Source organism: Pseudomonas putida (assembly GCF_002741075.1).
GTDB lineage: Bacteria > Pseudomonadota > Gammaproteobacteria > Pseudomonadales > Pseudomonadaceae > Aquipseudomonas > Aquipseudomonas putida_T.
This window is the reverse complement of the sequence record NZ_CP016634.1, coordinates 5,303,149-5,318,577: the sequence shown is the minus strand read 5'-3', so window position 1 is coordinate 5,318,577 and position 15,429 is coordinate 5,303,149. Positions and strand designations below refer to the sequence as shown.

Here is a 15,429-nt window from a genome sequence, read left to right as displayed (position 1 = left end):
CTTGCCCTCGTGATATGAGCGCGGCTGGGTGCGGCTCGCCAGACGGGCTGGCGGGCGGGTTGCGTATTTTCACAGGCGCCTTGGCAGACATCCAAACGACGTTTTGTAGTCCGCACCGAGGCATACTACATGAGGCAGTAGGCAGGTGAAAATCAGACTAAAAGCGTCGTTGTGCGACCAATCGGTCGCGTATGGTCACGCTGGGAGTGGATATGTTCGCAAAAAACAGGTGGATTGTTCCAGATAAATCTTGAAACAGTACACGATTCGTTGTGCGAACCGCCCTGCGGCAGGTTGCCGCGCCTTGCCTATACTGAGGCGATGTCCCCGTATTTCGCCGCGCGCAGCGGTGTCCAAGACCCAACAGCAGAGCTCAGGAGCGGCCCGTGGACCATCTCGTACTGACAGTGATCGCCCCCGATAAAGCCGGGCAGGTCGAGCGTATCGCTCAATGCATTGCCGAGCATAACGGTAACTGGCTGGAGAGTCGCATGTCGCGGATGGCCGGGCAATTTGCCGGTATCTTGCGCGTGGCGGTGCCGGCTGAGTCCTATGACGACCTGGTGGAGGCGCTGCACAAGCTTTCAAACCATGACATCCGCGTGTTGATCGCCGAGAGCGGCATCGAGCCCTCTTGTACCTGGAAACCGATCGCCATGGAGCTGGTGGGTAACGACCGGCCGGGGATCGTGCGTGATATCACCCGGTTGCTGGCCGAGCAGGGCGTCAACCTGGAGCGCTTCACCACCGAGGTGCGTCCGGCGCCGATGAGCAGCGAGCCGCTGTTCTGCGCTGATGCATTGCTGGCACTGCCGTTGACGCTGTCGCTGGATGACCTGCAGCGACGGTTGGAAAGCCTGGCGGATGATCTGATGGTCGAGTTGAAGCTGCGACCAGAGGAGTGAATGCTGGCGGGTAATCCCGTGGAAGGGTTATCCCAGATTCATGGGGGCGGCGCTGTGGATAACCTGGGGGCGTACCGCTGTAGCCCAAGCCTGCCGGGGCCTCCCTGGATTTGAGCAAAAAATGTCCAGATATCAAGGCGTTGTGCACAAAGCACGGGGACGAGGGTGTGGATAACCTTTGGAGATATCGCTGCAGACCACGGCACACATGGCCTGCAAGGATTTGATTGTTTTTTGATCAGGCTCGCTTGCGCAGGCTCAGCCAGGCATCGACGCTGTAGAGAGCCAGGCCTGCCCAGATGAAGACGAATGCCAGCAAGGTGCTCGACGACAGGTGTTCACCGAACAGCAGCACCGCCTGTAGCAGGACCAGCGTCGGTGCCAAGTACTGAAGGAAGCCCAGGGTGGTGTAGGGCAGGTGGCGCGCGGCGGCGTTGAAGCACACCAGCGGGATCAGGGTGACCGGCCCGGCTGCTATTAGCCAGAGAGCTTCGCTGCCGGTGTAGAAGCTAGCTTGAGCACTGCTCGCCTCTGGGTTGAGAAGCAACCAACCGGCGGCCAGGGGCACCAGCATCCAGGTTTCCACCACCAGGCCAGGCAGGGCCGCCACCGGTGCCTGCTTGCGGATAAGGCCATAGAAGCCGAACGACAACGCCAATACCAGCGATACCCAAGGCAAGCTGCCGACCTGCCACACCTGCTGAGCCACACCCACCGCTGCCAGGCCCACCGCGAGCCATTGCAACCGACGCAGGTGCTCACCGAGCAACAGCATGCCCAGCAGGACGTTCACCAACGGATTGATGTAGTAACCCAGGCTAGCTTCGAGCATGCGACCGTTATTCACCGACCACACGTAGGTCAGCCAGTTGCCAGCGATCAATGCCCCGCTCAGGGCCAGGATGCCCAGGCGGCGCGGGTTTTCACGCAGTTCGCGCCACCAGCCCGGGTGCTTCCAGACCAGCAACAGAAGCGAGCCGAACAGCGCCGACCAGAGTATCCGGTGAACGATGATCTCCACCGCCGGGACGCTCTGGATGGCTTTGAAGTACAGGGGGAACAGTCCCCAGATGATGTAGGCGCTCAGGCCCAGGATATACCCGCGGCGCGGGTTGGCGGCGTGCATGGAGATTCCTTGCTTAGGTAGCTAAATACTGCACGCCTATTGTAGACAGACCGCCTATCGCTTCTAAAACAATTTCAGTGGTTCTTCATCGAGTGCAGCGATCTGTTCGCGCAGGGCGAGGATCTGGTCGCCCCAGTAGCGCGGCTGGCCGAACCAGGGGAAGCTCGGTGGGAACGCCGGATCGTCCCAGCGCCTTGCCAGCCAGGCGCTGTAGTGCAACTGACGCAGGGCGCGCAAGGGTTCGATCAAGGCCAGCTGGCGTGGGTCGAAGTCGTGGAATTCGTTATAGCCATCGATCAGCTCCGCCAACTGCCCCATGCGCTCTTCGCGGCTGCCGGCGAGCATCATCCACAGGTCCTGGACGGCAGGGCCCATGCGGCAGTCATCCAGATCGACGATATGGAAGGCCTCGTCGCGGTACATCAGATTGCCTGGATGGCAATCGCCGTGCAGGCGGATCACCTCATGTGGGGTGCGGGCATAGAGGCGCTCGACCCGTTGCAACAGGTCGCGGGCCACGGACTCGAACGCCGGTCGCAATTCGTTGGGCACGAAATTGCCGTCGAGCAAGGTTTGCAGCGAGGCGTGTCCGAAGTTATCCACCGCCAGGGCTTCGCGATGCTCGAAAGGACGGGCAGCGCCTACCGCGTGCAGGCGACCGAGTAATTGGCCCAGGCGGTAGAGCTGATCGAGGTTGCCCGGCTCCGGGGCGTGACCACCGCGGCGTGGAAACAGCGTGAAGCGAAAGCCCTGATGTTCGAACAGGCTGCGACCTTCGTGCAGCAGGGGGGCTACCACTGGGACGTCGCATTCGGCCAGTTCGGCGCTGAAGCGGTGTTCCTCGAGGATGGCGTCGTCCGTCCAGCGCCCGGGCCGGTAGAACTTGGCGATCAGCGGTTGCGCGCCTTCGATACCTACCTGATAGACCCGGTTCTCATAGCTGTTGAGGGCAAGCACCCGGGCATCGCTGAGAAAGCCCAGGCTTTCCACGGCGTCCAGGACCAGGTCGGGTGTGAGGGTATCGAAGGGGTGGGACATGAAGGCTCCGGGCACGGCGGCAGGATAAGGTGCCATGGTACCGCAGGTTGCCCAGCGGCCGCGCCCGGCCCGTGTAGGAGCGGCTCCGTTACACCGGCACCCCGAGCAGCACATAGGACGGATGGAACTGCACCCGCACTGTGCTACCGGTCTGCACCTGGTGCTGTGCCAGCCAGTCCACTTCGGCAAAGGCGCACAAGGTCTGCCCGTTGCCCAGGACCAGCCGCACTTCGCTGGGCCCATCGTCGTCGGCCAGTACATGTTCGACGGTCGCCTTCAGGCAATTGCTCCCCGCTTCGACCGGGTCGGACGCGACCAGTAGCTGCACCCAACCGGCCTTGAGCAGCGCGACCACCGTGGTATCGAGCGCCAGCTCCAGGCGTTCGGTACTGCCGCGGGTGATCAGCGCTTCGATCTGCAGCCCGCTGCCCAGGTTCAGGCTGACGCGGTCATGCCGCCCTTCGCGGCGCAACCCGCTGATACGTCCTTGCAGTTGGTTGCGCGCGCTGGTGCGCAGCATCAGGCGGCCGAGCAGGTCCAGGTCGCTGCTGTCTTCGGCGGCTTCCAGCAGCTGTGCCTGCAGGGTCTGCAGGCGTTGATACAAGCGCAATACCCGTTCACCTTCGACCGACAGGCGTGCGCCGCCACCTCCGCGACCTCCCGTGCTGCGCTCCACCAGCGGCTGGGTGGCCAGGTTGTTGAGCTCATCGATGGCGTCCCAGGCCGCTTTGTAGCTGATGCCGGCGGCCTTGGCTGCGCGGGTGATCGAGCCTTGTTCGGCGACATGCTGGAGCAAGGCGATGCGCTGGGGACGACGGGCGATGTGCTGGGTGAGCAGGGCAGGTAGGGACATGGCAGGCGTCGGTCTCGGTGAAGATGCTCAGACGGTGCCGTTGGCCTGCTGGCAAGTCAAGACAAGGTGGCTGCATTGCAACTGCGGGTGCGGGTTTCCCCGCGAAGGTGTCGGCGATGTGGCCCTCACACCTGGCCTGGCTTGGGCGTGCGCGCCAGGCAATACACATCGACCTGACGGGCACCGGCCCTGCGCAGCAGCGCGGCGATGGCCTGGGCGGTAGCGCCGGTGGTCAGGACATCATCGACGACAGCCAGGTGCAGGCCGTCGAGCCGCGCATCGGACACAAGCCCGAATGCCTGGCGCAGGTTGCGTCGACGGGCCTTGGCGCCGAGGGTTTGTTGGGCAGGGGTGTCGAGCGTCCGTCGCAACAACTGCTCGTTGCAGGGAATGCCCGTCTGTACGCCCAGCCATTTCGCCAGCAAGGCCGCCTGATTGAAGCCTCGTCGGCGCAGTCGACGGGCAGTCAGGGGCACAGGCAACAACTGGTCAGGTTTTGCCAAGCCTTCGGCGAAGCGATGCAGTAGCGCCTGACCCAGCAATCGCGCCATCAACCGACCGAGTGGCCATTGGCTGTGATGCTTGAACCGGCTCACCAGCGTGTCGATGGGAAAACCGAAATACCAAGGTGCCACAACCTGGTCGAAGGCCGGTGTGCGGCGGCTGCACTGAGCGCAGGTCAAATCGGCCATGGGCAGCGGCAGCGCGCAGCGGGTGCAGTGATCATCCAGCCACGGCAGCGCGTGCTCGCATTCGGTACACAGAGGGTAGGCCAGGTCAGTGGGTTCGTCGCAAAGCAAACAGTGCTGACTAATATTTGTACACTTGTAAACCAGGTATTTCGCGAGTGGTTGACAGTTCATGGGCCTTCCCTGAGTATGCGAGCTATCCGTGATGCGCTGGCGGGCTGTTCCTGTCCCGGCGCCAGCAAGAGCCTAAACAAGGAAACGCCAATGAGCGCCAGCACAACTGCAACAACACGTCACGACTGGTCCCTGGCCGAGGTCAAAGCTCTGTTCCAACAGCCGTTCAATGATTTGCTGTTCCAGGCGCAGACCGTGCATCGCGCCCACTTCGACCCCAACCGTGTGCAGGTCTCTACGCTGCTGTCGATCAAGACCGGTGCCTGCCCGGAAGATTGCAAATATTGTCCGCAGTCCGGTCACTACAACACCGGGTTGGAAAAACAGAAACTGATGGAAGTGCAGAAGGTGCTGGAAGAGGCCGCTCGGGCCAAAGCCATCGGCTCGACCCGCTTCTGCATGGGCGCTGCCTGGAAACACCCCTCGGCCAAGGACATGCCGTACGTGCTGGAGATGGTCAAAGGCGTCAAGGCCATGGGTCTGGAAACCTGCATGACCCTCGGCAAGCTCGACCAGGAGCAGACCAAGGCCCTGGCCGAAGCCGGCCTGGACTACTACAACCACAACCTGGATACCTCGCCGGAGTTCTACGGCAGCATCATCACCACCCGCACCTACGGCGAGCGTTTGCAGACCCTGGCTTATGTGCGCGATGCCGGAATGAAGATCTGCTCCGGCGGCATCCTGGGCATGGGTGAGTCGCTCGATGATCGTGCAGGCCTGCTGATCCAATTGGCCAACCTGCCGGAGCACCCGGAGTCGGTGCCGATCAACATGCTGGTCAAAGTTGCCGGTACGCCGCTGGCCGAAGAAGAAGACGTCGACCCGTTCGACTTCATCCGTATGCTGGCGGTAGCACGCATCCTGATGCCCAAGTCCCATGTGCGCCTCTCTGCCGGCCGCGAACAGATGAACGAACAGATGCAGGCCCTGGCGTTCATGGCTGGCGCCAACTCGATCTTCTACGGTGAGAAGCTGCTGACCACCGCCAACCCGCAAGCCGACAAGGACATGCAACTGTTCGCCCGTCTCGGCATCCAGCCCGAAGCGCGTGAAGAGCACGCCGATGAAGTGCACCAGGCGGCCATCGAGCAGGCGTTGGTCGAGCAACGCAGCAGCGAGCTGTTCTACGACGCAGCACAGGCCTGACATGGCCTTCGACCTGGCGGCGCGCCTGGCCGAACGGCGCGCCGCGGACCTATACCGGCAGCGGCCGTTGCTGGAAAGCCCCCAGGGGCCGGAAGTCGTGGTCGACGGCCAGCCGCTGCTGGCCTTCTGCAGCAACGATTACCTGGGTCTGGCCAACCACCCCGAAGTGATCGCCGCCTGGCGTGCAGGTGCCGAGCGCTGGGGTGTGGGCGGGGGCGCCTCGCACCTGGTGGTCGGCCATAGCACGCCTCATCACCAGGTGGAAGAAGCCCTGGCCGAGCTGACCGGGCGCCCACGTGCGCTGCTGTTTTCCACCGGCTATATGGCCAACCTCGGCGCCATCACCGCATTGGTGGGGCAGGGCGACACCGTGCTGCAGGATCGTCTCAATCATGCCTCGCTGCTCGATGGCGGTCTGCTCAGTGGCGCGCGCTTCAGCCGCTACTTGCACAACGACCCCGTGAGCCTGGCCAGCCGCCTGGAAAAGGCGAGCGGCAATACCCTGGTGGTCACCGATGGCGTGTTCAGCATGGATGGCGACCTGGCCGACCTGCCCGCGCTGGCCAAGGCCGCCCGCGCCCGTGACGCCTGGCTGATGGTCGATGACGCCCATGGTCTGGGCACGCTCGGGGCCCACGGTGGCGGCATCGTCGAGCATTTCGGGCTCGGCGTGGAGGACGTCCCGGTGCTGATCGGCACCCTGGGCAAAGCCTGCGGCACCGCTGGCGCTTTCGTGGCTGGCAGCGAGGAGCTCATCGAAGCGTTGGTGCAGTTCGCCCGCCCTTATATCTACACCACCAGTCAGCCGCCGGCGCTGGCCTGCGCCACGCTCAAGAGCCTGGAGCTGCTGCGCCGCGAGACGTGGCGTCGCGAGCACCTGGCGGCGTTGATCCGCCAGTTCCGCGAGGGCACCGAGCAGATTGGCTTGGCGCTGATGGACAGCCCGACCGCGATCCAGCCGATCCTGATCGGCGACAGCGCGCGCGCCCTGCAGTTGTCGCGGATGCTGCGCGAGCGGGGATTGCTGGTGACCGCGATCCGCCCGCCGACTGTTCCCGCCGGCAGCGCCCGCCTGCGCGTGACCTTGAGTGCAGCCCACAGCGAGGCCCAGGTCCAGCTATTGTTGAATGCATTGGCCGAGTGTTACCCACTGCTGGAGTCCGCCGATGCGTAACCGACTGATCCTCTTGCCCGGCTGGGGCCTGGGCACCGCTGCACTGGAGCCACTGGCAGCAAGTCTCAGGGCCCAGGATTCGCGTCTGCAGGTCGAGCTGATGCCGCTGCCGGAGCTTGCCGATGACGATGTCCAGGCCTGGGTCGACTACCTCGACCGCAAGCTGCCCACCGACAGCTGGCTGGGCGGCTGGTCGTTCGGCGGCATGCTCGCCAGTGCGCTGGCGCACAAGCGCGGCGATCACTGCTGTGGCCTGGTGACGCTCGGCAGCAACCCGAGCTTCGTCCAACGTCTCGACTGGCCCCACGGCATGGCGGTAGACACCTTCGGCACCTTTCTCGATGGATGTCGCAGCCACCCCCAGGTGACCCTCAAGCGGTTCCGCAGCCTGTGCAGCGATGGCGCGCAGATGCCGCGCACGCTGCTGCGCCAATTGGGTGTCGGCGTGCCGGACACCGATCCGCTTTACCTGGCCACAGGGCTGGAAGTCTTGGCCAAGCTGGATACCCGCAACGCCTTGGAGCAATACGGCGGGCCTCAGTTGCACCTGTTCGCCGGCAGCGATGCGCTGGTACCGGCGGAGGCAGCCAAGGCCTTGAGCGAGCTGTTGCCTGACGTGGAAGTCGGCCTGGTCGAAGACAGTTCCCACGCCTTCCTGCTGGAATATCCACAGGAGCTGGCGGCGGGCATCAAGAGTTTCCTGCATGAGAGTGGCGATGACTGATCTTTCCCGTCCGACCCTGCCCGGCACCCTGCCGGACAAGCGCCAGGTGGCGGCCTCGTTCTCCCGCGCCGCGGCCAGCTACGACAGCGTGGCGGCCCTGCAGCGGGCGGTGGGCCTGGCGCTGCTCGACCAGCTCCCTGCCGATCTGCAGCCTGCGCACTGGCTCGATCTTGGCAGTGGCACCGGGCATTTCAGCCGTGCGCTGGCCGAGCGCTTCAGCGCGGCGACCGGTGTGGCGGTGGACATCGCCGAAGGCATGCTGCGCCATGCCCGTGAACAGGGCGGTGCGCGTCACCACGTTGCCGGCGATGCAGAACGGCTACCGCTGCGCGATGGAAGTGTGGATTTGGTGTTCTCGAGCCTTGCGGTGCAATGGTGCGACCAGTTTGGCAGTGTGCTGAGCGAAGCCCGCCGTGTGCTGCGTCCAGGCGGCGTGCTGGCGTTCAGTAGTCTATGCGTCGGCACCCTGGATGAGTTGCGCGCCAGTTGGCAGGCGGTAGACGGCCTGGTTCACGTCAATCGCTTCCGACGCTTCGAGGACTACCAGCGACTCTGTAGCCAAAGTGGGCTGCAGGTGCTGGGCCTGGAGCGTCGCCCGCATGTACTGCATTACCCGGACGTGCGCAGCCTGACCCACGAGCTCAAGGCCTTGGGGGCGCACAACCTCAACCCTGGGCGGCCTTCGGGCCTGACCGGGCGGGCGCGGATGCAGGGCTTGTTGCAGGCCTACGAAGGCTTCCGCCAGCCCGAGGGCCTGCCGGCCACCTACCAGGTGGTCTACGGCGTGCTGCGCAACCCCTTGGCAGATGAGGCATGAGATGAGCCAGGCCTATTTCATCGCTGGCACCGACACCGATGTCGGCAAGACCACCATCGCCGCCGGGCTGTTGCACGCCGCGCGTCTGGAGGGTTTGAGCACCCTGGGCGCCAAGCCGGTGGCGTCTGGTTGTACAGTGGGGGGCAAGGGCCTGCGCAACGCCGACGCGTTGGCGCTGATCGCCGAGAGTTCGGTGAAGCTGCCTTATGAACAGGTCAACCCGTTCGCATTCGAGCCGGCCATCGCGCCTCATGTGGCTGCGCGGGAGGCGGGTGTCAGCCTGGACGTCCCCGTGCTGCTGACGGCCATGCATCACATACTGGCCCAAGGCGCCGACTTCACCCTTGTGGAAGGCGCGGGGGGCTGGCGGGTGCCGTTGTCTGCGCATGCCAACCTGTCGGACTTGGCCATCGCCTTGAAGCTGCCGGTGATCCTGGTGGTGGGTGTGCGCCTGGGCTGCATCAACCACGCGCTGTTGAGCGCGGAAGCGATCGCCCGTGATGGGCTGCAACTGGCAGGTTGGGTGGCCAACATCGTCGATCCTAGGACCTCGCGCCTGGAAGAAAATCTCGCAAGCCTCGCCGAGCGGTTGCCGGCCCCTTGCCTAGGGCGGGTACCCAGGCTCAAGCAGGCCACGGCCGAGGCGGTGGCGGAGCACCTGCATCTGGATCTGCTGGATTGAAACCGACAATATTGTCTATTGAGTGGCACAAGGCTATTAGGTATTTAAACGGGCCTTTTGCGCGATCGGCTGCTTTAATAAGCCTGACCTTGCATCCTGCGTCTTTGGAGTCCTGACATGGAAATCACCGGTAGTACTGCCTATTACGCGGGCCTTGGCGCTATCCAGGCCGGGCAGAACCGAGTCGACCAAGCCGCCAGTCAAATCGCCAGCAGCACCGTCGAGCGTGCCGCCACCAGCCAGTCCAGCGACTATCAGGCCGAGCGCTTGCGCGCGGTCGATCGCAGCCAGCAGATGGACATGGCCACCAGCACCGTCGAGTTGGCGCTGGGCAAGCATGAAGTCGCACTGGGCGTGAAAGTCGCCAAGGCCTCGGACGAAATGCTTGGCCGGTTCATCGATACCTACGCCTGATCCAACCCCTCACGTACCGCCTAGACTCCTTGTGGAGCGGTGGTCTTGCACGCTGATTTTCTGAGGTCAGACACTCCGTTGTCTGCATAGCCCTGTTCGCGGGTAAATCCGCGGCTGCGCCGTTATCTGAGCCGATGGCGTTTATGTCATGTTTCGCGGCGTAAATGGAACGATGGTCCATCCTTGACATTGGGCTGAGCTAAACGTAAGTTTCAAACAACTGTTTGACCGAAAGCCGCCAAGAGCTGGTTGGTATCTGCGGTCTCTTCACTGGACTCATCACAGAGGTTCATCGCTATGCCTGAATACAAAGCCCCCTTGCGTGATATTCGCTTCGTTCGTGACGAGTTGCTCGGCTACGAGGCGCATTATCAGAGCCTGCCGGGTTGCCAGGACGCCACGCCCGACATGGTCGACGCGATCCTCGAGGAAGGCGCGAAATTCTGTGAACAGGTACTGGCTCCGCTGAACCGCGTCGGTGACCTGGAAGGCTGCACCTGGAGCGAGTCGGGCGTTAAGACCCCCACCGGTTTCAAAGAGGCCTACCAGCAGTTCGTAGAAGGCGGCTGGCCAAGCCTGGCGCATGACGTCGAACACGGCGGCCAAGGCCTGCCGGAGTCCCTGGGCCTTGCCATCAGCGAAATGGTCGGTGAGTCCAACTGGTCCTGGGGCATGTACCCTGGCCTCTCCCATGGCGCCATGAACACCCTGTCTGCCCATGGCACCGCCGAGCAGCAGCACACCTACCTGACCAAGCTGGTGACCGGTGAGTGGACTGGCACCATGTGCCTCACCGAGCCGCACTGCGGCACCGATCTGGGCATGCTGCGTACCAAGGCCGAGCCTCAGGCGGATGGTTCCTACAAGGTCTCCGGCACCAAGATCTTCATTTCCGCTGGCGAACACGACATGGCCGACAACATCGTCCATATCGTCCTGGCCCGCTTGCCCGATGCCCCGGCGGGCACCAAGGGCATCTCGCTGTTCATCGTGCCGAAGTTCCTGCCCAACGCCGAAGGTGGTGTGGGCGAGCGCAACGCCGTGAGCTGTGGCTCCCTCGAGCACAAGATGGGTATCCACGGCAACGCTACCTGCGTGATGAACTTCGACGGCGCCACCGGCTTCTTGATCGGCCCTGCCAACAAGGGCCTGAACTGCATGTTCACCTTCATGAACACCGCTCGCCTGGGCACTGCGCTGCAGGGCCTGGCCCATGCCGAGGTGGCGTTCCAGGGCGGCTTGAAATACGCCCGCGAGCGTCTGCAGATGCGTTCGCTGACCGGTCCTAAGGCCCCGGAAAAAGCCGCCGACCCGATCATCGTGCACCCAGATGTTCGTCGCATGCTGCTGACCATGAAGGCCTTCGCCGAAGGCAACCGCGCCATGGTCTACTTCACCGCCAAACAGGTGGACATCGTCAAGTACAGCCAGGACGAGGAAGAGCGCAAGAAAGCCGACGCCCTGCTGGCCTTCATGACCCCGATCGCCAAGGCCTTCATGACCGAAGTCGGCTTCGAAGCCGCCAACCACGGTGTGCAGATCTACGGTGGCCACGGCTTCATCGCCGAATGGGGCATGGAGCAGAACGTGCGCGACAGCCGTATCTCCATGCTCTATGAAGGCACCACCGGTATCCAGGCGCTGGACCTGCTCGGTCGCAAGGTGCTGATGACCCAAGGTGAGGCACTCAAAGGCTTCACCAAGATCGTGCACAAGTTCTGCCAGGCCCAGGAAGGCAACGAAGCCGTCAAGGAGTTCGTCGAGCCACTGGCAGCGCTGAACAAGGAATGGGGCGAGCTGACCATGAAAGTGGGCATGGCCGCGATGAAAGACCGTGAAGAAGTCGGTGCCGCCTCGGTGGACTACCTGATGTACTCCGGCTACGCCTGCCTGGCCTACTTCTGGGCCGACATCGCCCGCCTGGCCGCCGAGAAGCTGGCAGCCGGCACCAGCGAAGAGGCGTTCTACACCGCCAAGCTGCAAACCGCGCGCTTCTACTTCCAGCGTATTCTGCCGCGTACCCGTGCACACGTGGCAGCAATGCTGTCCGGCGCGGGCAACCTGATGGCCATGAAGGAAGAAGACTTCGGTCTGTCCTGCTGAGCCAAGCAGTAGCCTGAAAAACCGCCTGCCTTCACCGGCAGGCGGTTTTTTTATGCCCGCGTACCAACCCAGCGGGTATTGCCTGTCCAGGCCCTTTCACGGGCAGGCGCCATTACAGCGAGTCCTGACGACCCGCTATCCGACATGCCCGGACACAGTTCCCGTCTGCACAGATCGCCCGATGTATTCATCTATTCATGTGCGCTGCCGATGAAGTAGAGGCACAATGCTATTATTGATCTGCCGGGTCGGAGATTGCCTTTTGTTTCGTTTATCCGCTGTACGCGCGAGCCATTTCCTGCCCTCGTTGTTTCTGTTGCTGTCAGGGCTGGCGGCAGCCTATGTGAGAGACCTCAGCGTCTTCTTCACTTCCCTGTTCAATGTACTGCCGACATTGGTGTTGTTACTCGGGGGAGCCTATTGCGCCGTGTACCGTCGTCAGCGCGAGCTGTTCTTGATGGTCACGGTGTACATCGCCTATTTCCTGCTCGACACGCAGACCGATTTCTACCGCGACAATGGCCGAGTCCGGGAAGATGCTGCGGTCGTGTTCCATTTGGTCTGCCTGCTGTTGCCCATTCTGTTCGGGCTGTTCGCGGCCTGGCAGGAGCGCACTCACCTGGCCCAGGACCTGCTCGCCCGCTTCGCTGTGCTGTTCGCCGTCGGCAGTGTGGCGCTGGCGTTGGAGCAAAGTTTCCCCCAGGCGCTGCTGAGCTGGTTGGCGGAAATCCGTTGGCCATCGCTGCATGGTCAATGGATGAGCCTTATCCAGCTGGCCTACCCGCTGTTCCTAGGCATGTTCATTCTCTTGGTGGTGCAGTATCTGCGCCAGCCGCGGCCCTTGCATGCGGCGCAGATCATCGGCCTGATCGGTATCTTTTGGATGCTGCCCAAGACGTTCATCCTGCCGTTCACCCTCAATATCATGTGCAGCCAGGTCATGCTGATGATTGCCGCAGCGGTGTCCCATGAGGCCTATCAGATGGCCTTTCGCGATGAGCTGACCGGCCTGCCGGGGCGCCGCGCGCTGAATGAGCGCATGCAGCGGTTGGGGCGTAACTACGTGATCGCCATGACCGACGTGGACCACTTCAAGAAATTCAACGACACCCATGGCCACGATGTCGGTGACCAGGTGTTGCGTCTGGTCGCCAGTCGGTTGGGGCGCGTCACCGGTGGAGGGCGTGCCTATCGCTATGGTGGGGAAGAGTTCGCCTTGGTCTTTGCCGGCAAGACGGCCGAGGAGTGCATGCCGCACCTGGAAGCGGTGCGGGAAATGATTGCCAACTATGCGATCCAGCTGCGTGACCAGAACAGCCGTCCACAGGACGATTCGACCGGGCGTCAGCGCCGCGCCGGGAGCGCGGGCAGCACGGTGTCGGTAACCATCAGTATTGGTGTCGCGGAGCGTCAGGTGGAGCATCGTTCGCCCGATGAAGTGCTCAAGTCCGCCGACCAGGCGCTCTATAGCGCCAAGGGTGCCGGTCGTAACTGCGTCATGGTTTTCGGGCAGCATTCCCGACGCGGGGCGGTTCGTATGGCGTCATGAGTTGCGTGACTTTAAGTGGCCACTCGGTCGCATGATGACCCTATGTCTCGTAAAAGTTGTTCGGTTACACTGGCTTTCACCTAGTGTCGCGGTCCCGTGGGATCGCCCCGACCTGATAGCGAGAGGTTGTCATGGCTGAGTACAAAGCGCCGCTGCGCGACATGCGTTTCGTTCTGAATGAAGTCTTCGAGGTGGCCAAGCTCTGGTCGCAACTGCCGGCCTTGGCCGAGGCGGTCGATCAGGAAACCGCCATGGCCGTGCTGGAAGAAGCGGGCAAGGTCACCGGCAAGACCATCGCCCCGCTCAGCCGTAGCGGCGACGAAGAAGGCTGTCATTGGGACAACGGCGCCGTGCGCACGCCGGCTGGCTTCATCGAGGCCTACAAGACCTACGCCGAAGGCGGTTGGGTGGGCGTGGGTGGCGACCCGCTGTTTGGTGGCATGGGCATGCCCAAAGCCATTTCGGCGCAGGTCGAAGAGATGGTCAACGCCTCAAGCCTTGCCTTTGGCCTGTACCCGATGCTGACCGCAGGTGCCTGCCTGTCGATCAACGCCCACGCCAGCGAGGCCCTTAAGGAAAAGTACCTGCCCAACATGTATGCCGGTGTCTGGGCGGGCTCCATGTGCCTGACCGAGCCCCATGCCGGTACCGACCTCGGGATCATCCGCACCAAGGCCGAGCCTCAGGCCGACGGCAGCTACAAGGTCAGCGGCACCAAGATCTTCATCACCGGCGGCGAGCATGACCTGACCGAGAACGTCATCCACCTGGTGCTGGCCAAGCTGCCGGATGCACCAGCCGGCCCTAAAGGTATCTCGCTGTTCCTGGTGCCCAAGTTCCTGGTCAACGAGGATGGCGCCCTGGGCGCGCGCAACCCGGTCACCTGTGGCTCGATCGAGCACAAGATGGGCATCCAGGCCTCGGCCACCTGCGTGATGAACTTCGATGACGCCACCGGCTACCTGGTAGGTGAGCCGAACAAGGGCCTGGCGGCCATGTTCATCATGATGAACTACGAACGTCTGGGCGTAGGTATTCAGGGCCTGGCTTCGGCCGAGCGCTCCTACCAGAACGCCGTCGAGTACGCCCGCGAGCGCCTGCAGAGCCGGGCACCGACCGGCCCGCAGGCCAAGGACAAGGCCGCTGACCCGATCATCGTCCACCCGGACGTCCGTCGCATGCTGCTGACCATGAAGGCGCTTATCGAAGGGGGCCGTGCCTTCTCCACCTATGTCGCGCTGCAACTGGACAGCGCCAAGTACAGTGAAGACGCCGCTACGCGCAAGCGCAGCGAAGAGCTGGTGGCGTTGCTGACACCCGTGGCCAAGGCCTTCCTCACCGACCTGGGCCTTGAGTGCACCGTGCACGGCCAGCAGGTGTTTGGCGGCCACGGTTACATTCGCGAGTGGGGGCAGGAGCAACTGGTACGCGATGTGCGCATCACCCAGATCTACGAAGGCACCAACGGCATCCAGGCCCTGGACCTGATGGGGCGCAAGGTGGTGGGCAGCGGCGGCGCGTTCTACCGGCTGTTCTCCGATGAGATCCGCCAGTTCATTGCCAGCGCTGGCGCCGAGCTGGGTGAGTTCACCCAGCCACTGGCCGCCGCGCTCGAGCAACTCGACGGTCTGACTGAATGGGTGATGGAGCAGGCCAAGGGCAATCCCAACGAGATTGGCGCGGCCTCGGTGGAGTACCTGCAGGCGTTCGGTTACGTGGCCTATGGCTACATGTGGGCCTTGATGGCACGCGCTGCGCGGGCTGGCGACGGAGACGAGGCGTTCTATGACGCCAAGCTTGGCACTGCACGTTTCTATTTCGCCCGTTTGCTGCCGCGCGTGGATTCGCTGGTGGCGTCGGTGAAGGCCGGAAGCGAGACGTTGTATCTGCTCGACGCCGCGCAGTTCTGATACGACGCTAGGTTGTAAGCCCGCTCCTACACGGTCATCGTTGGCTGCGTAGGGACGGGCTTTTTTTCGGGTGCGATTCCACGGCGTGTCGTCTTTCGAGACTTTTGTGTAAGTGATTTCTT

The 15,429-nt window shown here is 63.1% G+C and carries 14 protein-coding genes; 10 read left to right on the top strand and 4 right to left on the bottom strand.

The annotated features are described in order from the left end of the window. The first annotated feature begins 386 nt into the window (after nucleotides 1-386). On the top strand, nucleotides 387-905 hold the full coding sequence (locus IEC33019_RS24900) for a glycine cleavage system protein R (RefSeq protein WP_070090702.1): 519 nt from the start codon (nucleotides 387-389) through the stop codon (nucleotides 903-905). A 238-nt stretch (nucleotides 906-1,143) separates the two neighbouring features. Here the strand turns inward: IEC33019_RS24900 and rarD are convergent, their stop codons facing one another. The 4 genes from rarD to IEC33019_RS24880 form a co-directional block, all read right to left on the bottom strand. Continuing rightward, nucleotides 1,144-2,031, bottom strand: a complete 888-nt coding sequence (rarD, locus tag IEC33019_RS24895) for an EamA family transporter RarD (protein ID WP_070090701.1) — start codon at nucleotides 2,029-2,031, stop codon at nucleotides 1,144-1,146. A 63-nt stretch (nucleotides 2,032-2,094) separates the two neighbouring features. Then, entirely contained in the window at nucleotides 2,095-3,069 is a 975-nt protein-coding gene (locus IEC33019_RS24890; protein WP_070090700.1) for a serine/threonine protein kinase, read from the bottom strand. 88 nt (nucleotides 3,070-3,157) lie between these two features. Beyond that, entirely contained in the window at nucleotides 3,158-3,922 is a 765-nt protein-coding gene (locus IEC33019_RS24885; RefSeq protein WP_070090699.1) for a TOBE domain-containing protein, read from the bottom strand. 125 nt (nucleotides 3,923-4,047) lie between these two features. Next, a complete protein-coding gene (locus IEC33019_RS24880) occupies nucleotides 4,048-4,785 on the bottom strand; it encodes a ComF family protein (RefSeq protein ID WP_070090698.1) in 738 nt (245 codons plus the stop codon). 90 nt (nucleotides 4,786-4,875) lie between these two features. On the opposite strand from IEC33019_RS24880, the gene bioB reads away from it, so the two are divergent. The 9 genes from bioB to IEC33019_RS24835 all read left to right on the top strand — a co-directional run bounded on the left by bioB (nucleotide 4,876) and on the right by IEC33019_RS24835 (nucleotide 15,307). Then, nucleotides 4,876-5,934, top strand: coding sequence for a biotin synthase BioB (bioB, locus tag IEC33019_RS24875; RefSeq protein ID WP_070090697.1), 1,059 nt, complete (start codon nucleotides 4,876-4,878; stop codon nucleotides 5,932-5,934). 1 nt (nucleotide 5,935) lies between these two features. Then, nucleotides 5,936-7,108, top strand: a complete 1,173-nt coding sequence (gene bioF, locus IEC33019_RS24870) for an 8-amino-7-oxononanoate synthase (protein WP_070090696.1) — start codon at nucleotides 5,936-5,938, stop codon at nucleotides 7,106-7,108. Next, nucleotides 7,101-7,832, top strand: coding sequence for an alpha/beta fold hydrolase (locus IEC33019_RS24865; protein ID WP_070090695.1), 732 nt, complete (start codon nucleotides 7,101-7,103; stop codon nucleotides 7,830-7,832). The genes bioF and IEC33019_RS24865 overlap by 8 nt, the downstream gene beginning before the upstream one ends. Continuing rightward, nucleotides 7,825-8,649 (top strand): malonyl-ACP O-methyltransferase BioC, encoded by an 825-nt coding sequence (gene bioC / locus IEC33019_RS24860; RefSeq protein ID WP_070090694.1) that lies wholly within the window; start codon nucleotides 7,825-7,827, stop codon nucleotides 8,647-8,649. The genes IEC33019_RS24865 and bioC overlap by 8 nt, the downstream gene beginning before the upstream one ends. A 1-nt stretch (nucleotide 8,650) precedes the next feature. Further along, nucleotides 8,651-9,331 (top strand): dethiobiotin synthase, encoded by a 681-nt coding sequence (bioD, locus tag IEC33019_RS24855; RefSeq protein ID WP_070090693.1) that lies wholly within the window; start codon nucleotides 8,651-8,653, stop codon nucleotides 9,329-9,331. A 117-nt stretch (nucleotides 9,332-9,448) separates the two neighbouring features. Next, nucleotides 9,449-9,745 (top strand): pyrroloquinoline quinone biosynthesis protein PqqE, encoded by a 297-nt coding sequence (locus IEC33019_RS24850; RefSeq protein WP_070090692.1) that lies wholly within the window; start codon nucleotides 9,449-9,451, stop codon nucleotides 9,743-9,745. Between the two features lie 297 nt (nucleotides 9,746-10,042). After that, nucleotides 10,043-11,848, top strand: a complete 1,806-nt coding sequence (locus IEC33019_RS24845; RefSeq protein WP_070090691.1) for a phenylacyl-CoA dehydrogenase — start codon at nucleotides 10,043-10,045, stop codon at nucleotides 11,846-11,848. Between the two features lie 262 nt (nucleotides 11,849-12,110). After that, on the top strand, nucleotides 12,111-13,397 hold the full coding sequence (locus tag IEC33019_RS24840; RefSeq protein WP_070090690.1) for a GGDEF domain-containing protein: 1,287 nt from the start codon (nucleotides 12,111-12,113) through the stop codon (nucleotides 13,395-13,397). 131 nt (nucleotides 13,398-13,528) lie between these two features. Next, on the top strand, nucleotides 13,529-15,307 hold the full coding sequence (locus IEC33019_RS24835) for an acyl-CoA dehydrogenase C-terminal domain-containing protein (protein ID WP_099593985.1): 1,779 nt from the start codon (nucleotides 13,529-13,531) through the stop codon (nucleotides 15,305-15,307). The last annotated feature ends 122 nt before the right edge of the window (nucleotides 15,308-15,429 follow it).